The organism is Niallia sp. HCP3S3_B10 (assembly GCF_052064465.1).
In the GTDB taxonomy this organism is placed as follows: domain Bacteria; phylum Bacillota; class Bacilli; order Bacillales; family Cytobacillaceae; genus Niallia; species Niallia hominis.
This window is the reverse complement of record NZ_JBQHVO010000062.1, coordinates 1-20,139: the sequence shown is the minus strand read 5'-3', so window position 1 is coordinate 20,139 and position 20,139 is coordinate 1. Positions and strand designations below refer to the sequence as shown.

The window sequence follows — 20,139 nt, the reverse complement described above, 5'->3', positions numbered from 1 at the left end:
ACATGCAATGTAAAAAGATAAATCTGGGGAATATCCAAATTGATAAAAGAAATAAATAGATATACCTATTAGCACTGTAAGAAATATCTCAAAGAGTAAAGCTATAATCATAAAGGACAAGTATGTATAAATAATGCCTTTATGATCTACAAAAGTCAAAGTCATGCCATTCCAAAAAAGATCTGCTAATTTAACAAAATTCAATATAGTCCTCTCCTTCTTAAATTTGCTATATATACTAAACTATGATTTCTGCTTTAAAAACATTCCTAATCCTAGAAAGGACAGTACCTCCTCTTCCTTTAGAAGAGTTTTAGGTACTGTCCTTAATTTGTCACACTTACTTGAATAGACTGTCTTTAAATTGATGATAAACTATGTTACTTTTATCACATACTATTTTTTAGAAGGAGATTGTATTATGGCATACAAAGATTTACATGATTTCGTCGCCGCTTTAGATCAGGAAAATGAACTAAAACGGATAAAAGTCGAAGTGGATGCAGAACTAGAAATAACCGAGATAACAGATCGAATCTCCAAGCAAAATGGTCCTGCTCTATTATTCGATAACGTGAAAGGATCTAAATTTCCACTCTTAATTAATGCGATGGGTTCCTATAAAAGAATGAATATGGCATTGGAAGTTGACGACTTGGACATCATCGGAAATCAAATTGGCGAATTTATCGACATGACTACCTATTTAGGGCTTATGAATAAATTCAAGGCACTTCCAAAGCTTAGTAGACTAGTTAATGTTTTTCCTTTGAAAGTCCCTAAAGGTTCTTGTCAGGATGTCGTAGAAATGGATCCTGATTTAAATACATTACCAATTTTAAAATGTTGGCCAAAGGACGGAGGGAAATTTATTACACTTCCACTTATAATGACGAAAGATCCTGAGACAGGCCAACAAAATATGGGGATGTACCGCATGCAGGTCTATGATAAAAATACAACGGGCATGCATTGGCACTTACATAAAGATGGAAGAGAAATCTATGAAAAGTATAAAAAGCTTGGCGGAAAAATGCCTGTTTCTGTTGCTTTAGGCTGTGATCCAGCAATTACTTATGCTGCCACTGCTCCCCTTCCAAAAATGATTGATGAAATGATGTTTGCAGGCTTTTTGCGTAAACGACCTGTTACACTCGTAAAAAGTAAAACAAATGATATCTATGTTCCAACAAATGCAGAATTTATTTTAGAAGGCTACGTAGATGTAAATGAAGAACTTCGTCTTGAAGGGCCTTTTGGCGATCACACTGGATATTATTCATTAGCAGACTTCTATCCGACCTTTCATGTGAAATGTATCACACATAGAAAAGATGCCATCTACCCAACAACTATTGTAGGGAAACCACCGATGGAAGATTGTTATTTAGGAAAAGCAACAGAAAGAATTTTCCTTCCTCTAATTAAGATGCAATACCCTGAAATAGTGGACTACAACTTTCCTTTAGAAGGAGTGTTCCATAACTGTGTAATTGTTTCAATAAAGAAACGGTTTCCTGGTCATGCCAAAAAAATAATGAACTCCTTATGGGGTATTGGCCAAATGATGTATACCAAAATGATTATTGTAGTAGACGAAAACATTAATCCACATGATCTTTCTACAGTTGCTTGGAAGGTCTTCAATAATATTGATGCAAAACGTGATCTGGTAATTAGCGAAGGGCCACTTGATGCATTAGATCATGCTTCCAATATGTCGCATTTAGGCTATCGACTAGGTGTCGATGCAACAAAAAAATGGTCTAGTGAAGGGCATACAAGAGAGTGGCCAGATGACATTGAAATGACTACTGAGATGAAAGAGTTTGTATCAAGGAGATGGAAAGAATATGGTCTTAACTAAAGCCCTCCATAAAGTGAAGCAATACGGCACCTTAGTTATGTTCCAGTATACGATTTTTTCTCTTTCCTTTGGTCTAGTTTCCATGATACTAGCTAGCAAACTTACAGCAAATAGCTTTTTGCCTCCTTGGAAGATTGGCTTAATCTTTCTCTCACTATTAAGTGCACGGACAGGAGCAAATGCAATTAATAGAGTAATAGATGCAGAAATAGATGCAAAAAATCCACGAACAGCATCTAGGCAGCTTCCTCAGGGAGTATTGTCAAAAAAAGAAGTTATCCTATTCTCCTGTTTCTGTTTTGTCATAATGGTCCTTTCCGCTTTCTTTATTAATCCATTATATGCATTACTTTCTCCAGGGCACTTATCTTTCTGGTTGCCTATTCTTACACGAAACGATTCACCTTTCTATGCCATTTCTTTCTTGGAGTGACCTGTGCCATTGCACCAATGGGAGCTTGGATTGCGGTTACCGGCGATTTAGGTGACTTTACGCCAGCGTTTGTATCTACTTGAGCAATGTTCCTAAATAAAACAGATTTTAACGAGGGAAAGTATTCAAGAGCTATTTTTGTAGATATGGAAGGAACAAAATATTACAACCTTGCTTATTACTCATAGTATAGAAGAGGCCATTTATTTAGGGACTAAAATGGTGATTATGTCTCCTTCTCCTGGAAGAATAATCACCATTTTAGATAATCCTGTTCACAAGGTTGAAAACAAACGAACATCCATCGAGTATTTACAAATCGCAACGGATATTCGAAATATCATGACAAAGGAATGGAAAAAATGAAAATCATTGATAAATGGAAGGATTTCTTATTCGGCTTTATTTCCATTATCCTTCTTTGGTATGCCGTTTCTCTCATCATCAACAAACCAATATTGCCAGCACCTATAGAGGTTCTTTCTAATATTTACTCTTTAGCATCACAAGATATTTACATTCATTTAGGCTATAGTCTTGTTTGAATTTTTGTTGGGATAGCAATTTCTGTATGTTTCGGTTTACTAGTTGGTTTATTGATGGGTCAATCTAAACAATGGAATAAGATATTAACCTAATGCAATACGAATAGAGCTAAGTATAGAAGAAAGCGAAGCAGGTAATGTGATTTCTTTAAATTCTCGCCATTTACGAGTGCCAAGACATCGAAGGATATAGTAGGTTTCTTTGGGAATATCTTTAACACTGTCACGAACAGCTATAATCATTTGGAAAACGATAATTAAAACTATCAATATGGAATGGGTTATTATATAATGGACGCTTGGATGCGCATAAATTACCTTGATATGTATAGCGGAATTATCGTCTTAAGCTTAGTAGGTTTTCTTCTTTTTGTACTTATTGATTTAATGGAAAGCACTTTTTTAAAATGGAGAAATACGAATAGTTGATGCGACAAAAGTAAAGGCGTGGAAATGGCGTGTTTAAAAGAAAGAAACACGCCTTTTGAAAAAATGCTTATTTTTCTCTTCCATACTCTCTTTTATAAATATCCCTACTTTTATAACCAGACTGAAGAATTATCTTCATTTCCGCTTTCCTTTTTTCTCTCGTTCCTTCTTGCTTTGCACTATATACATACCGCGCCCAGTCCTTGCGATACCCTGGTGTTAGGGATTGGTAGAAGGATAATAGCTCCGGCGAATCTGTTAAATCCTTTTCAATATCTGGTATTTTTTCTATGTAATCATCTACACGCTGGCTCGCTTTTGAGGAAAATGCTACTTTCTTCTTTTTTTCTTCCTCTTTTAAACCAATTACAGTAAATACATCATCTAATCCAACCATTCGCGCAAATTTTATCGTACTTTCCCCGACGTACCCTTCTGAATCTGTATTTAATCCCGAGAATAGTTCATCCCGATGAATATATGTTGAGTAGACTTTATTCCCTTTCTTTGGATACGCTAAAAAAATATAGCCTTTCTTATTTAAAGATTCTTTTCGAATAATCGTATCAACCATTTCTCGCATCTCATTCATATCTAGTACAAATCCAAATATAGCATCATATTTAGATAGTAGCTCATCATCATACTCATCCAATCCTGAAAAATAATCAGTTTCTTTTGGATTATTAAGAATCGCCATTTTTTTATATTTTTTTAAATTTAATTTTTCGACAATCGTTTTTGCCATTCTTTATCTCCTTCTTATTTATTTTAAGAACACTATAATAAACCTATTATACAATACTATCCGAGCTTACTTTCCAATGACCAATTGCAAAAATAATAGTACCTATTCCTAACCATATAGAATGTCCCCAAATGGCTGATACGAAAAAAATACAGCAAGGCAAAATTGCTAATGGAATAGGAATAAACAGAAAAGACTTTGTAAGAAAGCTGTAGTCTCGGTCATTCTTTACATACATAATCCAAAGAAGATAATACAAGAGGAGAAAAAGCAAGGATAGAATCAACCACCCATCTATTACTTTTACCGGATTAGTAGTAGTAGATAATAGAAATAGACAGCCTATTTGTCCTACCCTTTCCATAAAAGGAAAGATAAGAGGAGTGCTTCTCGTTTTAGAAGGTATATTTTTTGGTGGAAAAAAAATAATAAACAGGATATTCGGTAAAAGTAATCCAATAGCAATAACCAAACCAATAGGAGACAAGGAAAAAGACATATCTAATCCTCCTTTTTAGTAAGAACATCTTGACTTTATTATCCTTGTTTTTCCTCTCTTACACAATGAAAAAGGGAAGGGGTCTTTTTTTCTCTAAGCGGCTTTCTTGCTTATGGTTAGAGAAAATTATAAAATAGTAAAAGATATTTAAAGAGGAGTTTATCTTGGAAGGAGTTGCTTATTATGGCACAAGCTTTAAAAGGAAAAATTGCATTCATTACAGGAGCTGGAAGAGGAATTGGGAAAGCTGTAGCAATTTCATTAGCAAATGAAGGAGTAAATGTAGGCTTACTCGCTCGTACAGAAGAAGCGTTAAAAGAAGTAGTAACAGAGGTTGAAGCACTTGGTGTTAAAGCTGCTTATGCAACTGTTGACGTCTCTTCTTTAGAAGAAGTAAACGAAGCAGTCGCGACATTAACAAAAGAGCTTGGAAAAGCGGATATTTTGATTAATAATGCTGGAATTGGAACATTTGGGTCTCTATTGGACATGAATCCTGAAGAATGGAAGAAAATCATTGATGTAAACCTAATGGGGCCATACTATGTAACTCGAGCAGTTCTACCACAATTAATTGAAAAAAATGGTGGAGATATTATCAATATTTCTTCCACAAATGGTTTAAATGGGGCAGCAACGTCTAGTGCTTATAGTGCTTCTAAATTCGGTCTAATTGGAATGACAGAATCATTGGCACAAGAGGTACGCAGAAACAATATTCGCGTTACATCCTTAACACCAAGCACAGTTGCAACAGAACTAGCTGTTCAAACTGATTTAATCAAAGGCAGTGCAGAGAAGTATATGCAGCCAGAAGATATCGCTGAACTTATTGTTTCTCAATTAAAATTACATCCAAGAATCTATGTAAAAGCAGCTACTGTAATAGGAACAAATCCTTTCTAAAGGTTCTGTGAAAAGAAAATAATTAAGAGTATCGGTTTAGGAGTGTTCGGTAGAGGAATGAGGCTTCACAAATATTCTCCTAACTGTAAACAAAGTAAAAGGGAATAGAATTGCTAGTTTTTTTTAGCATCTCTATTCCCTTTTCTTTATTATCGTTTATTCATATCATTTGGATGTGGACCTTTTCGTCTGTCGCGGTTTAGCTCATTAATTTGTTTCATTTCCTCATTCGTTAATTCAAAATCAAATACTTGAAAATTTTCCTCAATACGAGATGGTGTAACAGATTTTGGAATGACGATCGTATTATTTTGCAAATGCCAACGTAGTACTACTTGTGCTGGTGTTTTCCCTTTTGCTACTGCTATCTGTTGGATGACTGCATCTTGAAGGACTTCTCCTCCTTGATCAAGTGGACTCCACGCTTCAACAAATATATCATGCTTTGCACAATATTCTTTTAATTCATTTTGGGCTAAGTACGGATGACATTCAACCTGATTCAAAACAGGCTTTACTTCACATTCATTCAAAATGCGCTCTAAGTGTTCCATTTCAAAGTTGCAAACACCAATGGCCTTTACTCTGCCATCTCTATATAACTTTTCTAATGCCTTATATGTATCAACATATTCATCAAATTGTGGAGTTGGCCAGTGAATCAAATAGAGATCAACATAATCAAGACCTAATCTTTCTAAGCTTTCATCAAAAGCTCTTAGCGTATTTTCATACCCCTGATCACTATTCCAAACCTTTGTTGTGATAAATAAATCTTCACGGGGAATAGACGAATCTTTAATTGCTTTTCCAACGCCTTGTTCATTTCGATATACCATCGCTGTATCAATAGAGGTATAGCCAACTTTAAAGGCATTCGTAACAGCAAGAGCCGCTTCCTCATCAGGAACCTGCCATACGCCAAATCCTAGTTGGGGCATCTTTAAGCCATTATTTAATGTAACATCGTTCATCTTTTCACACTCCTCTTTCTGAATTCTCTTTTAGTTTAGCGTGCTTAGGAATAAATTACAAAAAGAATGGTTTAAAAAGAGACAACCTTAAAGATTATCTCTTCCCTTATAATTATCTTCAATCAATAAAATTTCGTAATCTTTTCAACCGGCAATCTACTTGTATTAAAAGCAGGTGCAGTGGCTTTACCTATAGCAATTAATGTAATTGGAAATTGATTTTCAGGCAAATCAAACCGTTTGGCAAATGCTGCTTTATCAAAGCCTCCCATTACTACCGTATCATATCCCCGTTCTTTGGCTAGTAATAGAATTTGCATAGAAATTAATCCTGCATCATAGCTAGCAATTTGAGCTAGTGTTTGTTTTGGAAGATTAGGGTATATGCTTTGTGTATTGCTAATTGTTCTATCTGCAATAGCTTGATCCATGTAACCAAGAGAAACATTTTGTTCATAGATTTTCTCTACGTTTCTATAAGCTTCTGTATCTCCTAATACTGCAATAATTGCGGAAGAATCTTCAATTTGCGCTTGATTGTTTCCAATTGCTCGTAACTCTTTCTTGATTTCTTGATCTTGTATAACAATAAATCTCCAAGATTGTAGATTACTTGAAGATGGAGCACTTGTAGCCATCTCTATGATTTCTTCTAATTCCTGCTTATCCATTTTGTGAGTAGAATCATAAACTCTAACTGACTTACGACTCTTCATAACTTGTTCTAATTGTGACATAATTCCCCTCCAACTTTCTAGTTCGTTATAGACAACAACTAACTTACCATTAGTAAGTAGATGTTGTCAAAGGGGACGATTTGAATTTTTTCCAACATGACATATGTCCCACTATTGAATGGTTTATTAACAATAATAATTAATGAAGCAGCATACAGATAAAATGAAGCTCTACCCTGTCTATAAAAGTAATTATTAACTGCTTTCTTCTCGTACACTCTAAAATAATTTTTTAAATAATTTAATTATTTAGCACTATCAATTAAAGCCAATAATAATAAGGGATACAGACGATTCCATAAATATCCACATCGGTTTTTTGACAGTGATAACGACCAATTTTATTTGACAGGTGCAACATTTTTCGAGATAATCGAAACCATAAAATTTTTGGGAGGGGTTGCGTGAATATTATTGAAAAGTTAATCGCAAGTGGAAATACGGTACTTTGGGGGTATGTGTTGATAGCCGTTTTACTTGGGCTTGGGATATACTTCACCATTGGATCAAAATTTGCACAAATCAGGCATGTAAAAGAAATGTTTCGCTTATTGAAAGTGAAAGAGAAGCCACCTGAACACACAGAGAAAAAACAAATTTCTTCTCTACAAGCATTTTTCGTAGGGGCAGGTACTCGAATTGGTACAGGCAATCTTGCAGGAGTAGCCATTGCCTTAGCAATTGGAGGACCTGGAGCAGTATTTTGGATGTGGATGGTAGCTATTCTCGGCAGTGCCAGCTCATTTGTGGAAAATACTTTGGCACAAATTTATAAAGCAAAAGACAATGGCCGTTTCAAAGGTGGTCCTGCCTACTATATGAAAAAGCAGCTGAATAAAAAGTGGATGAGTGCCCTTTTCGCTGTCATGATGATTCTTTCATATGGTACTACCTTTAATGCAGTACAGAGTAATACGATTGCTGTTGCATTAGAAAACTCATTTGGCCTTAGTCCCATTATCGCTGGAGTTGCCTTGGTCATTCTTACTAGTTTAGTTGTTTTTGGTGGTATTAAACGTATTGCTGATATTTCATCTCTTATCGTTCCCTTTATGGCCTTAGGCTATATTCTTCTTGCAATCTTTGTAGTAATCACCAATATTACAGAGATTCCTCATGTTTTAGCATTAATTTTTAAAAGTGCCTTCGGTATGGAACAAGTAGTTGGCGGCGGAATTGCTGCAGCTATTATGAATGGAGTTAAAAGAGGTCTCTTCTCCAATGGAGCTGGGATTGGAGGAGATCCCATTGCGGCTGCAACCGCATCTGTATCCCACCCGGCAAAACAAGGATTTATTCAGGCCCTCGGTGTATTCTTTGATACTTTACTCGTTTGTTCTGCAACTGCCTTTATTATCCTAACTTCTGATGCATATGGATCAGGCTTAACAGGCATTGAATTATCACAAGCTGCGATGGCAGAACACTTTGGCACATGGGGTGGCATTTTCTTAGGTATTGCCATATTCCTATTCGCCTTTACTTCCATCATCGGGTGCTACTATTACGGCGAAGCAAACCTACCGTTTATTAGTAAAAGCAAAAATTTCTTAAACTTTTATCGAGTATTAGCACTTGGAATGGTAATGTTTGGTGCAGTAGCTAATCTGCAAATCGTTTGGGATCTCGCTGACTTTACGATGGCAATAATGGCTCTTGTAAACTTAGCTGCTATCGCCATTCTCGGACCTATTGCCTTTAAAGCACTTGATCATTATATGAAACAGAGAAAGCTAGGAAAAGAACCTGTTTTCTACCGAAATGATATCAAGGGTCTTAAGGGAGTAGAAGCTTGGCCATTGAGGAAGAACAAGGCGATTAAAGAGGTTGTTTAGATTTGATTAAATGATTTGTGGTAAATTGAACTGGTCTGTCATTATTGGCAGTCCAGTTCAATTTTAATATTGCAGGTGGTTTGGGATTGAAAATTAGATTTGGATCATATCCACTTCCTTTTGGATTATATATCCGTTTTTCATGTATTCGCCTTCCATTCCAAAATCACATCTTCATTCCGCAGCAAAATTCTGCACTATGTTCATCTATACTAAGATAAATTATATAAAATCTCCTGCTAAGTAACTTCCTCTATCATAAAATAACTAAGAAACAACTCTTAATACGAATACTTCTTCTTTACTGCACATAATTTTTATTATTACCACAATTATGTAAGGAGAAGCTATTATGATTCAAAACAAAAAATGGAATGAAATTCAAAACCTATTAAAAAAGTGTCAGTCTGATTTAAAGGCAATCGAGAAAGATATAATCCCTTTAGAAAAAGCATTGAAAATAACAAAGAAAAATAGACCCTAACTTCTTTTAGTGGTTCTATCAAAAGTTTTCTCATTTCTATATATATTGCACCTCTGTAGCATTGTATTTCTAATGGGAAAGGGTTTTGTACAATAAATACTTTATCCTTTATTCCTCCTTCTCTCTTTGTCCCTATATACTGGGCACGAAATAATTTTTCCAAAAGTTCTAATTGTTATATTAAATGCTGTTTTTCGTTTAGTTATATTGCCCCTTCTTTAGACAAGTCTTTTAAAATAGCGATTATTTGTGAGTTACATAAGAAAAGGCCAAGTATAAGCTTCCTTCAATTAAAACATGCAAAAGGCAGACTTCAAAGTATATTTAACACTTTAGAGCCTGCCTAGAAAATTTAGATTTCCACTAAAAACGTCTTAATTTCATATGGCTTAATTTCAAATGATAGCTTTGCATTTTCCTGTTTATCGCCAATTGGTTGCTCCATAATATTGCATTCTCGCCAAGATTGAATAAGGGAATCTGATGTTAGCTCTACCATTCCCCTTTTCCCCATAAATTCATGTAAACGAACAATGATTTTATTATCATCCTCTGCTTTTTTGACTGCATCAATTAGACAATGACTGGACGCTACCTTGAATAAAGAGAAATCAGTGGTTTTTAACTTTCCTTCTAATCCTTTTAACGGCTGATTCAAATCCCACGCCTCTTGGACAGTTCTACCTTCTCTCCAGTCGCCTTCATGGGGCAAAATCGAATAAGTAAACGTATGAGCTCCTTGGTCCTGTAGATAATCTGGATAAGTTCCAGATTTAATTAGGGAAAGACGCATCGTAGAATCTTTAATGTCATAGCCATATTTACAATCGTTCAAAAGACTAATTCCATAGCCATGTTCTGATAGATCTGCCCATTGGTGTCCAACTGTTTCAAACTTAGCATAATCCCAGCTTGTATTCCAATGAGTAGGTCTTTGGACATTTCCAAATTGAATATCATAGGTTGCTTGTGTAGATCGAATCTCTACAGGAAATGCAACCTTTAATAGCTGATGTTGTTCATGCCAATCAACCTCTGTCTTAAAATCCATTCTCGGATTTTCTGAATAAAGAATAAGCTCCTGCACTATTTTAGAATGATGATACGTCCACATAAACCGTATTACTGCACGTAAGGAGTTATTCTCTACCACTTCAATATTTTCAAGGGCTGAAATCTCTTTATGCTTTTCTTGATAGAAAATGTCTATATCCCAGGCTTCCCATCTCAAAGGTTTGTCTTCAAAAACTTGCAGTACGTTCCCTGTTTGCTTTGCTTTTAAGATCTCTCTATGTGCCTTTTTATCAAAAATACGACTTAATTGTCCTTTTTCATTCCAACTAATTTTATAAAAACATGATTCAATCCCAGATTCATTTATCACAAAAGAGGATTGTTTATCCTGTCCTCCAATATTACCAGATATAAAGGCAATATTAGCTAGTCCATGGGATGGAACATCTTTCATTTGTACAAGCCATTTCTCATTCACTTTTTCAGCTTGTAGTACTTTTTCCTGTTCTGATACCCATTGCCCCTCTTCCAAGCCGTCCTTAACCGGAATTTCTACTATTCCAGAACGTGTCCAAGAGGAATCATTCATCACTGTATATTGGAAGGCGTTCTTATCTACTATGCTGTTTGAAACTTTTTCTTGCACTTCATATGCAAGTTTCTTTGCTTCTTCATATTCTAGAATGCTATCCTCATACACTTCCCGAATGGATGAGCCAGGAATGATATCATGGAATTGATTTCGCAATAAAATTGTCCAGCCTTTATGAAGAGATTCCTGTGGATAAGAGGACCAATCCTCTGTAAACACACTTGCTAAAACACTTAGCAACTCTGTTTCCCGGTACAATAATTCCTTTTTTCGATTACTTCTTTTATTATAGGCTTGGCTTGTATAGGTTCCGCGGTGAAATTCTAAATAAAGCTCGCCATCCCATGTGTGGACGTACTCATCTGTGCTATTCACTTTTTCATGAAGCGCTTCAAAATAATCGCCCGCTTTTGTTGATTTCACATGAGGAAGACCAGGAATTCGGTCAAATCTTCTCCGCATTTCCAGCATATCTCGGTTTACTCCGCCCCCACCATCTCCATAGCCATAGGACATCAGTAAATCTTGCGTAATATTTTTGTCTTTATAGTTATCCCAAACACCTTGAACGACATCTGCTTGCATTTCTCCATTGTAGTCATAAGCCCAGCCTCTGCTGTTCGGATAGGGAGTTGTTACAAAATGAGTTAAAATTTCCGTTCCATCAATACCTCGCCATTGAAATGTATCATGTGGCATCCGATTATACTGATTCCAGCTAATCTTTGTCGTCATAAAAGTCTCAATACCTGATTGCTTTAAAATCTGCGGCAATGACCAGCTATAACCAAAAACATCTGGCAACCATAGATACTTACTTGTTACACCAAACTCTTCTTTTAAAAACCTTGTTCCGTGTAATAATTGTCGGACGAAAGATTCCCCAGATGGCAAATTACAGTCAGGTTCAAGCCACATTCCACCTTCTGGCTCCCATCTGCCCTCTGCCACTCTATCCTTTAATTGAGCATAAATTTCTGGATAATCCTCTTTGATATAGGCATAAAGCTGTGGCTGTGATTGCATAAATATGTATTCTGGATATTGCTCCATTAAGCGCAGTACTGTTGAGAAAGAACGCGCTGCTTTTTCTCGTGTATGCTTCAATCGCCATAACCATGCTACATCAATATGTGTGTGGCCAATGGCATGGATTGTGACAGCAGATTGCTTTTCCATTTTATCTAAGGCATTATTCAAAATATTATTTGCTTTGTTGATAGATTCATAGAATACAGCAGAACCTGGCTCCACCCAGTCTATTTCCATAAAAGCTTGATTTAATGAAGTAAGAAGGGCTTGGTATTCCGCACGGTTATTATCTAAAATTTGTATCGTTTGAATCACTGCTTTTGCCGTATAATATAAATCATCTGTTGCTTCATCAAGCCAGCCAATCTTGGCAGTCTTGATCTTATTCTCTTGAACTTGAGGAATTCCGCCTCCCTCTAAGCCAGACCATAGCCGAAAAATCAGGCTTACATTTGTTCCACAATGCGTTTTCTTAAGAAAAACTTCTCGATGGTTAGCATCTACTCCTTGGTACGTTTCCTGGTTCACATATAACAATGATTCAAATCCTGAATTGGTCCCTCCATCTGTTATACCAAAGTCAAAATATCCTAGTACTTTTCTATCCCTCCAGCTCGCAGGAATCGCAACTTCTGTCTTTAACCAAGCATATTGATCCCTTCCTGCCCAGTTAGCTCCTACGTTAATGGTTGTCCATTCCCCATCTTCCGGTGGTCTTGCACCAATTTTTCCTTCTTCATCTAATTGTATATGAAAGGACTCTAAGAAAATGGAATCTCGATAACGATATTTATCTAGTTCCTTTATTCTTGCTTCTAATTTTTTCTCTGTCCAGAACATAGAATACCTCCTTGTAAGATAATTCCTAAAATTTCGACTACACTCATTATCTTATAATCAGTAGGATAGTCAACCTGTAAATTTAAAAGAGTGAGATTTGAAATGGAAGGAAACCAAAGCAAAGGGAACGGGCATTGGTCTAATGATTAGCTTTCAAATAATTGAAAGTCATCAAGGAACCATTAGTGTAGCTAGCGAAGTTGATGTTGGCACAACATTTACGATTACTTTACCAAAATCACATTACTAAGTAGCTGCTAATCATTATACATTCACCCTAGAAAATAAATAAAACAAATTTTCTAGGGGGTTTATCCTTCATTCATTCGATTTCCTATTCAAATGAACATTATTGTAGATTTCCTAAACAAACTTGATTTCTATTGCCTCAATTCGTTTACTCTGTCCTGTCGTACCTGCGTCCTCTCCATTTCTTTTCCACTCTGTCCATCCTTCGTATTCCACATGGACTCTGTATTGAACATTTAAACCTGTAACTTTTATTCGAATAGCTTCCATACGCAACCCCAAACCGATTGTTCCAATTACTTCGCCATTACCTCTTAACGTTGTCCAGCCCTTCCCTTGTACATGTCCTTGCATCTCTAATTCAGCATCTGTATTTACCAATCTAACAGTTAACGCTTCTAGCCTTTTTGATTCTCCAGTGGTTCCAGCTGTTTGACCATCTTTTTTCCACCCTTGCCAGCCGATTCCTTGTATATGTGCATCATACATAATAGATGGAGTAGACGAAGTAGTCGCAGGCTTTGGAGCTGGTTGCGTTGATTGAGTTGGTTGAGTCGCTTTCACTTTAAGATTATATGCTTTCGCAATACCTGTTACATGTCCACGAGCTATAGCGTCTAACACATCATTTCTTTTAAGCAAATCAGCATCCGCTTTCGTATCAATAAAGAGGTTTTCCGTTAGCATGGCGTTCATATTACTCTCCCTTAGCACATGGAAATTTGCTGATTTAACCCCGCGATCAAAGACACCAAAAGCTTTTAGTTCATTCATTACAGCTGTATGGATAGCTGCTTGGATTTTCCCAGCATTGCTAGTTGCAGATAAAGTATTATAACGGTAATCCTCGTAGCCAGAACCTCCTCCAGCATTAATATGAATGGATAGAAAGAAGTCAGCTCCCCATGTATTTGCTGCATTCGTACGTTGCGTTAATGATAAAGTAGTATCATTAGTGCGGCTCATTCTTACACTAACGTCTTCATAACTTTTTAATAAAGTTTCTATTTTTTTAGCAATAGTTAATGTTAATGCTTTTTCTTGTAACCCATTACCTACTGCTCCTGAATCAGTCCCACCATGTCCTGGATCGATAAAGATTTTCACCATTCTTCTTCACTCCCTATTTTGGTGTTATGATTTATTTTATGACAAACGCTGTCATCTGTTCCTATGACGATATATAGGATCCTTACTACGTGCAGCTAAGCAATTTTACAGTTAAATTAGTCAAAAAAAAGGACTCTCAACGAACCTGGAGAATCCTTTGCAAATTGAATATATTTTATCAAGTAGACTATGAAACAAGGAAGCCATCCCCATCTCTGCCTCCAGCCCTCATCCCTTTTACATGTGGTCGACCGATGGAGAAATAATTAATGCCTACCTCTCTTGCTTCCTCCAGTGGAAAACAATTACGCCCATCAAAAACAAACGGTTCGTTCATCTTCTCCTTAATAATGGTTAAATCAATCGCCTTAATTTCTTCCCATTCGGTAAAAATGAAGCAAATGTCTGCCCCTTCAAGTGCCTTCTCTGGTATTTTTTCGTAAACTACGTCAGTAGGAAAGAGTTTTTTAAAGTTCTCTGCTCCAACTGGATCATATACATGTACCTTTGCGCCTTCATTTAATAATAACCGCACATTAGGAATAGAAGGAGCTTCTCGTAAATCATCTGTTCCAGGCTTAAAAGTTAGTCCGAGCACAGCCACTTTTAGCCCATGGAAGGATGAAAACTCGGTCCTCGCTTTTGAAATTAGCTTGAATTTTTGCTTTTCATTTACCTCTATCGCTGCCTTCACTGTACGCAAGACATAACCTTCTTCTTCAGCGAGCCAATGTAAAGCTTTAGTATCCTTTGGAAAACACGAACCACCGTACCCAATACCAGGATTTAAGAATTTTTTTCCTATACGCTCATCATAGCTCATCCCACTTGTAACGTCATCGATATTTGCTCCAACTACCTCGCATAGATTGGCAATATCATTGATGAAAGAAATCTTTAATGCAAGGAAATCATTTGATGCATATTTAACCATTTCAGCACTGCGACGATTCATCGTTAAAATTGGTTGTTTAAATGGTTCATAAATAGAAGTTAATATGTCTTTTGCCCGCTTACTCTCTACCCCAATTACTATCCGAGAGGCATATAATGTATCTTTAATCGCACTTCCTTGTGCAAGAAATTCTGGATTTGAAGCAACTTCAACAGCAACTTTATGTTTTAAATGATGCTTAATATAGGTTTCCAACCGGTCATTTGTTCCAATTGGAACCGTTGATTTAATGACAATCAGACAATCACGGGTTATACTTTCGGCAATTTGCTTTACAACTTGGAATACATAATGTAAATTAGCTGACCCATCTTCATTCTCTGGTGTTCCAACGCCAATGAAAATAACATCTGATTGAGCATAAGCCTGTTCATAATCTGTGGTAAATGTTAATTTCCCTGCATTCGTATTTTTTTCTATTAATCCATCTAATTCCGGCTCATAAATCGGCGAAATCCCTAAGTTTAATAGAACGATTTTCTCTTGGGATGGATCCACACACGTAACTTGGTGACCAACTTCTGCTAAACAAACACCTGTCACTAATCCAACATATCCTGTACCTGCCACTGTGATATTCATTCTACAATCTCCTTATGTAAAAAATTAGAGACCAAACTTGCTCTATATTAATCAATAAAAAGGCAATTCTATTCAGAATATCTTTAGTATATTGCTTTACTATTTATTCTCTTTTAATCTTTTTTATATTTTTAGTAAAGTAATGTAAATTTTTCACCTATCATCAAAAGTAACTTATGTTAAAATACATCTAATATGAAAGATTTGGAGGGAATCTATTGGTTAGTATCTTCATTTTTATATCCTTCTTCATTTCTGCTATCCTCTCTATTCTTACCTTTATACAAACAAAAAATAAATGGGTAGCATTATTGATTGCTTTTTGTTGGAATTCAGTCTTTTTAGTGGGATCTACGCTGATATATTATTTATGTAATGAAGAGGCTAAATTATTTGGATTAGGACATACTTCTATCTATGTACTGCCACTATTCATTCCGATTATTTCTTGGATTGACTTTTTTATCATCGAGTTAATTAGAAAATATAATAAAAATGTCGATTCTAATTAAAAGAATCGACACACTTTATCAAGCGATTGCTTTTGCTAAGGCAATTCTAAACATTGTACCTTGTCCTTTTTTGCTGACAACCGTTATTTCTCCCTTCATATCTCTTATAATACGATATACCAAGGTAAGGCCAATACCTGTTCCTTTATCTTTGGTAGAATAATACGGTGTTCCTAATTGTTTCACCTGTTTACTCGTCATTCCTATTCCATTGTCTTCAATTTCAATATAAATTTTTTCTCCAAAAGCATATGCACGGACTGCTAATATACCGTTCCCATTCATAGCTTCTACACTATTTTTCATCATATTAATCATCGCCTGCCTAAATTCATTCCTTTTCCCTTTACAATAGAGGTGGTTAGAGATCACCGCATCGATGATAATAGTATGATTATTTGTATAAGAAGTTATTACTTCAATAATGCTCCTCAGTTCAGCTGTAATATTTAAATTGTCCTCTTCTTCTCTCGAAACAGGTTTTGCCATTGATAAATAATCATTGATGATCGTTTCTGTACGTTCCAATTCTCCTAACGATATTTCTATGTATTTTCTTTGTTTTTCAGATAAATTATTGTCTCCACGTATTAGTTGCAGAAATCCCTTCACAGATGTCATCGGGTTTCTTACCTCATGTGCAACAGATGCAGCCAATTGACTTACTGCATTTACTCGTTCCGCCATTTGAATTTTAGTTTGATTAAGAATTTTCTCTTCATTATATTGGATCATGATGATAACAATATATAATGCCCCCCAAGTAGAAAACGTATAAACCAAAGTAAAAGGAAGTTGGGCTAATTGATTGGTAATGAATATATTTATAATTCGAGTTAGGGCGCTTAGCCAGTAAACACTCATAATTATTATCCATTTCTTTTTAAAGGTAAGCGTCACCAATTTATTTTTTAAAATAAGAATAATGGTAGCAGCAATAGTGTAATTAAAGAAATTCATATAAAAAGCATTCCCTAACATAAAAAATTTATATCCTATTAAAATTAAGGTTAAAAGGATACTCGTGTTTAAGCCACCATAGACAAATGCTAATAGAATGGGAACTACTTTAAGATCATAATAAACTCCCTCTCCCATCTCAATTGGATGCACCATACTGAGAACAAGCATCAAAAAAAGGCTGAAAGAAAAATTTGACATTATTTTTCTTCGCTGTGAAATTTCTTCTTTACTAACTAATAGATACCAAACGATTGGTAAGATAATCACTAACAAATGATAAGATAATTGTTCAACGGTCGGAAAAGCTAACAATATTAGTAACCAGCCCTTCTAAGTAGATTTAGCTACTTAATTATTCGAGCTTTTCCGCTAAATTCCTTTAAAAATACCAAGTTAATCCTCGACAAATTCAGAGCGCTCTTAAATTTCCCCAAAAAACATTTCTCCATTTTTCCTATTGTATAATAGAATGAAAGATATTTATTCGATTTAACATAATTAAGAAATTTCCATCAACATAAATATCATAAATCTAGAAGGGAGACAGAAAGTTATGTTTAGAATTGGAAGTATTTTTATCCCCGTTACAGACTTAGAGAAAGCAAGTAAATGGTATGAAAAAATGCTAGGTGTAAAGAAAATTGATAGCTGGGAAGAAGGGGTCGGATTTTATTTTCCAAGCGGTTCCACTCAGCTTGCATTAATTCAAGTGGATATACCGCAATCCTCTGAATTTATAGTAAAAAATGAAGAAAAAAATTCCTACTTTAATTTTATTGTAGATCATATTGAAGAGGTATATGAGTATTTGAATAAAAACGGTGTGAAAACGACAGAAATAAAGGATTTTGGTGGAATGAAATACTTTGATTTCTTTGATCTAGATGGAAATCCGTTTAGTGTGGTGGATGAACCAATCAATTCCCCATTTCACAGTGCAAATATTCAAAAATTACAAAATACTATTTTTTAACCAATTATATAAAAGAGGCTGGGACTAAACTAAATAATTAATCTTTAAAGACGAACAATCTTTAATCCAGCTCTTAAATAAAGCTACTTTATTTTTTTTATATAGTTAAGTGTAAAAACTAAGTCGTTCCATTGCGCTACAGACGCACGATGCGCCGGGGAGTAAGCTGATCCTCCTCGGCACGCCTGCGGGGTCTCAGCCTTTCCTCTATTTCCCGCAGGAGTCGAGTGTCCTCCGCTCCATTCCACTTCGTTTCTAAACCTTTTTTCAAAATAATACACACGAACATTTACACAAATAATTTTGTAAGTGTTCGTGTGTATTGTTAGTTGAGATGCTTTTGTCCCAGCCTCTTAGTCTTCTGTTTTATCACTTTGATTTTTATTCCGTTTATTCCCTTTACTGTTATCGCCACTAACACTAGTTTGATTTCCCTTTGGTGAGTATTGATTCTTACTTCCATTGTTATATTTTTTCGTCATTTTTAACACTCCTTTCTGTTTGCCTCTAAATAGGTTTTCCAAATGGAGCTATGACTAATATGGTAAAAACAAGCAATTTATTCGTTACTTAAATTTAGATGTGAGGAAATGACAAACTCCATCTTCATCACAAGTTAACTCTGTTATTTCTTTTGCTATTTCTTTAATGTGTTCTGGTGCATTTTGCATAGCAACTGGCATGGAAACGAATTGCAGCATTTGGATGTCATTATCACTATCTCCAATTCCCATCGTCTCTTTCGCTGATAGACTAAACTTCTCTAGCATTTGTTTAATGCCTGTTGCTTTATTTACATTTGCAACCATTACTTCTACATTATGTCCAGAGGATGTAGAAGCAGTAAAGTCGACTTCCTTTCTTAATTCTTCTAATACTTGCTTCCACTGGTTAATATGTTCTTTCGTTCGAGCAAAGAAATAAAACTTCGAAAATTTGCTTCCCTCTATTGTATCCTTCCAATCTATTTTTCCATTAATTGCTTCTTTTCGAGAAAGCCATTCATTGATCCCAACACTTTCCGGCTTCGGTTCCCTGATTTCGTGCATAACATACTCCTTATCTTGATTTAATGTTATACGAGAAGCTCCATATGGGAAAAGCTCATAATATACTTTATACTCTCTTGCCTTTTCAATAATGGTTTCAACTAATTGTAAAGGTAGTGTATGTTGAAAAATCGGCTCTTTTCCTATATATCCAGCCATGCCGTTGGAAGTAACATAACCATCTACTTCAAATCCTTCTGGTACGACAGATGTAATTTCGTCAAAGGATCTTCCTGTTGCTATAAAAACGAAGAAACCCTCCTTTCGTAAATCATCAATAATCTCTTTTGTCTTCAGACTTACCTGATTCTGATGATTTAAAATCGTACCATCCATATCTAGAAAAATAGCCTTTGGTTTTTGTAACAAAATAAATCCCCCTTTAATACTCTTACTCGCAAGTATACACCTCGTTACATTTTTGCTCAAATGCATCGATTTAGCATTTCGATTGCTTAAAACCTTTCTCTGCACTAGAATTTTTGCAAAAAAATAAGCATGTGCTGTAAAACACATGCTCATTTATTACATCTCTTCACTCTTATTAATCCTAAATTTCAACAGTAATTTAGTAAACCAGAATGATACAAACACTATCACTAAATCCAAAAGGAATAAATGAAAGGCATTCACTCCTCTATGAAAAGTCACTAATCCAATTGCTTCTTCAATATTGGCAAAAACAAAAGCATTTAGAGCACTTAATAGTATTGTTAGTATCTCAACTTTCGCACCAAAAAAATAAGTGCAAATCGTTAGTTGTATTGCGTCTATGGTCTATTAAATATGTTGCTTGACAGTGTTTAATAAA

General features: G+C 35.4%; 19 protein-coding genes and 2 pseudogenes. 10 read left to right on the top strand and 11 right to left on the bottom strand.

All coding sequences use genetic code 11. The features are described 5' to 3' along the window. The first annotated feature begins 421 nt into the window (after positions 1 to 421). The 4 genes and pseudogenes from ACTNDN_RS20280 to ACTNDN_RS20265 all read left to right on the top strand — a co-directional run bounded on the left by ACTNDN_RS20280 (position 422) and on the right by ACTNDN_RS20265 (position 2,845). Positions 422 to 1,867 carry a menaquinone biosynthesis decarboxylase gene (locus ACTNDN_RS20280; protein WP_441131968.1) on the top strand — a complete coding sequence of 482 codons (1,446 nt, stop codon included), beginning with the start codon at positions 422 to 424 and terminating at the stop codon, positions 1,865 to 1,867. Then, a pseudogene (locus ACTNDN_RS20275) lies at positions 1,854 to 2,383 on the top strand (UbiA family prenyltransferase). Before ACTNDN_RS20280 ends, ACTNDN_RS20275 begins: the two are co-directional and overlap by 14 nt. A 136-nt stretch (positions 2,384 to 2,519) precedes the next feature. Then, complete coding sequence (locus ACTNDN_RS20270; protein ID WP_235252792.1) at positions 2,520 to 2,666, top strand: hypothetical protein; 147 nt, start codon at positions 2,520 to 2,522, stop codon at positions 2,664 to 2,666. After that, positions 2,663 to 2,845 carry a hypothetical protein gene (locus ACTNDN_RS20265; protein WP_154708676.1) on the top strand — a complete coding sequence of 61 codons (183 nt, stop codon included), beginning with the start codon at positions 2,663 to 2,665 and terminating at the stop codon, positions 2,843 to 2,845. The genes ACTNDN_RS20270 and ACTNDN_RS20265 overlap by 4 nt, the downstream gene beginning before the upstream one ends. Positions 2,846 to 2,929: 84 nt before the next feature. Here ACTNDN_RS20265 and ACTNDN_RS20260 read toward each other — a convergent pair whose 3' ends face one another. The 3 genes from ACTNDN_RS20260 to ACTNDN_RS20250 form a co-directional block, all read right to left on the bottom strand. Continuing rightward, a complete protein-coding gene (locus ACTNDN_RS20260) occupies positions 2,930 to 3,130 on the bottom strand; it encodes an ABC transporter permease subunit (protein ID WP_441131979.1) in 201 nt (66 codons plus the stop codon). A gap of 211 nt (positions 3,131 to 3,341) precedes the next feature. Next, positions 3,342 to 4,022 (bottom strand): YdeI/OmpD-associated family protein, encoded by a 681-nt coding sequence (locus ACTNDN_RS20255; RefSeq protein WP_441131966.1) that lies wholly within the window; start codon positions 4,020 to 4,022, stop codon positions 3,342 to 3,344. Between the two features lie 46 nt (positions 4,023 to 4,068). Continuing rightward, positions 4,069 to 4,521: a hypothetical protein gene (locus tag ACTNDN_RS20250; RefSeq protein WP_251627664.1), complete on the bottom strand. Its 453-nt coding sequence runs from the start codon at positions 4,519 to 4,521 to the stop codon at positions 4,069 to 4,071. 183 nt (positions 4,522 to 4,704) lie between these two features. On the opposite strand from ACTNDN_RS20250, the gene ACTNDN_RS20245 reads away from it, so the two are divergent. After that, entirely contained in the window at positions 4,705 to 5,427 is a 723-nt protein-coding gene (locus tag ACTNDN_RS20245) for a 3-ketoacyl-ACP reductase (RefSeq protein WP_235251601.1), read from the top strand. Positions 5,428 to 5,576: 149 nt separating this feature from the next. On the opposite strand, the gene ACTNDN_RS20240 is transcribed toward ACTNDN_RS20245, so the two are convergent. Together ACTNDN_RS20240 and ACTNDN_RS20235 are read right to left on the bottom strand one after the other, a co-directional pair. Beyond that, positions 5,577 to 6,401, bottom strand: a complete 825-nt coding sequence (locus ACTNDN_RS20240) for an aldo/keto reductase (protein ID WP_235251602.1) — start codon at positions 6,399 to 6,401, stop codon at positions 5,577 to 5,579. Between the two features lie 122 nt (positions 6,402 to 6,523). After that, on the bottom strand, positions 6,524 to 7,138 hold the full coding sequence (locus ACTNDN_RS20235; RefSeq protein ID WP_154708671.1) for a nitroreductase family protein: 615 nt from the start codon (positions 7,136 to 7,138) through the stop codon (positions 6,524 to 6,526). A gap of 404 nt (positions 7,139 to 7,542) precedes the next feature. Between ACTNDN_RS20235 and ACTNDN_RS20230 the strand changes: the two genes are divergently transcribed. Next, on the top strand, positions 7,543 to 8,973 hold the full coding sequence (locus tag ACTNDN_RS20230; protein ID WP_441131963.1) for an alanine/glycine:cation symporter family protein: 1,431 nt from the start codon (positions 7,543 to 7,545) through the stop codon (positions 8,971 to 8,973). Between the two features lie 352 nt (positions 8,974 to 9,325). After that, the gene (locus tag ACTNDN_RS20225; RefSeq protein ID WP_268817857.1) at positions 9,326 to 9,457 is read left to right on the top strand and encodes a hypothetical protein; all 132 of its coding nucleotides are present in this window, start codon (positions 9,326 to 9,328) and stop codon (positions 9,455 to 9,457) included. A 352-nt stretch (positions 9,458 to 9,809) separates the two neighbouring features. On the opposite strand, the gene ACTNDN_RS20220 is transcribed toward ACTNDN_RS20225, so the two are convergent. Then, positions 9,810 to 12,935 (bottom strand): alpha-mannosidase, encoded by a 3,126-nt coding sequence (locus ACTNDN_RS20220; RefSeq protein ID WP_441131962.1) that lies wholly within the window; start codon positions 12,933 to 12,935, stop codon positions 9,810 to 9,812. 112 nt (positions 12,936 to 13,047) lie between these two features. Here ACTNDN_RS20220 and ACTNDN_RS20215 point away from each other — a divergent pair. Further along, a pseudogene (locus tag ACTNDN_RS20215) lies at positions 13,048 to 13,185 on the top strand (ATP-binding protein); the annotation flags it as partial. A gap of 113 nt (positions 13,186 to 13,298) precedes the next feature. On the opposite strand, the gene ACTNDN_RS20210 reads toward ACTNDN_RS20215, so the two are convergent. Continuing rightward, positions 13,299 to 14,294: an N-acetylmuramoyl-L-alanine amidase gene (locus ACTNDN_RS20210; protein ID WP_441131960.1), complete on the bottom strand. Its 996-nt coding sequence runs from the start codon at positions 14,292 to 14,294 to the stop codon at positions 13,299 to 13,301. Positions 14,295 to 14,481: 187 nt separating this feature from the next. Beyond that, entirely contained in the window at positions 14,482 to 15,831 is a 1,350-nt protein-coding gene (locus ACTNDN_RS20205) for a UDP-glucose dehydrogenase family protein (protein ID WP_154708667.1), read from the bottom strand. A gap of 218 nt (positions 15,832 to 16,049) precedes the next feature. On the opposite strand from ACTNDN_RS20205, the gene ACTNDN_RS20200 reads away from it, so the two are divergent. Continuing rightward, positions 16,050 to 16,343 (top strand): hypothetical protein, encoded by a 294-nt coding sequence (locus ACTNDN_RS20200; RefSeq protein WP_349205500.1) that lies wholly within the window; start codon positions 16,050 to 16,052, stop codon positions 16,341 to 16,343. 18 nt (positions 16,344 to 16,361) lie between these two features. Here the strand turns inward: ACTNDN_RS20200 and ACTNDN_RS20195 are convergent, their stop codons facing one another. After that, positions 16,362 to 17,618 (bottom strand): ATP-binding protein, encoded by a 1,257-nt coding sequence (locus ACTNDN_RS20195; protein ID WP_441131958.1) that lies wholly within the window; start codon positions 17,616 to 17,618, stop codon positions 16,362 to 16,364. 241 nt (positions 17,619 to 17,859) lie between these two features. Between ACTNDN_RS20195 and ACTNDN_RS20190 the strand changes: the two genes are divergently transcribed. Beyond that, positions 17,860 to 18,279: a VOC family protein gene (locus ACTNDN_RS20190; protein ID WP_031540474.1), complete on the top strand. Its 420-nt coding sequence runs from the start codon at positions 17,860 to 17,862 to the stop codon at positions 18,277 to 18,279. 353 nt (positions 18,280 to 18,632) lie between these two features. Here ACTNDN_RS20190 and ACTNDN_RS20185 read toward each other — a convergent pair whose 3' ends face one another. Both ACTNDN_RS20185 and ACTNDN_RS20180 read right to left on the bottom strand, forming a co-directional pair. Further along, a complete protein-coding gene (locus ACTNDN_RS20185) occupies positions 18,633 to 18,761 on the bottom strand; it encodes a hypothetical protein (protein WP_349205497.1) in 129 nt (42 codons plus the stop codon). Between the two features lie 84 nt (positions 18,762 to 18,845). Next, entirely contained in the window at positions 18,846 to 19,697 is an 852-nt protein-coding gene (locus tag ACTNDN_RS20180) for a Cof-type HAD-IIB family hydrolase (RefSeq protein ID WP_235251604.1), read from the bottom strand. Positions 19,698 to 20,139 lie beyond the last annotated feature (442 nt).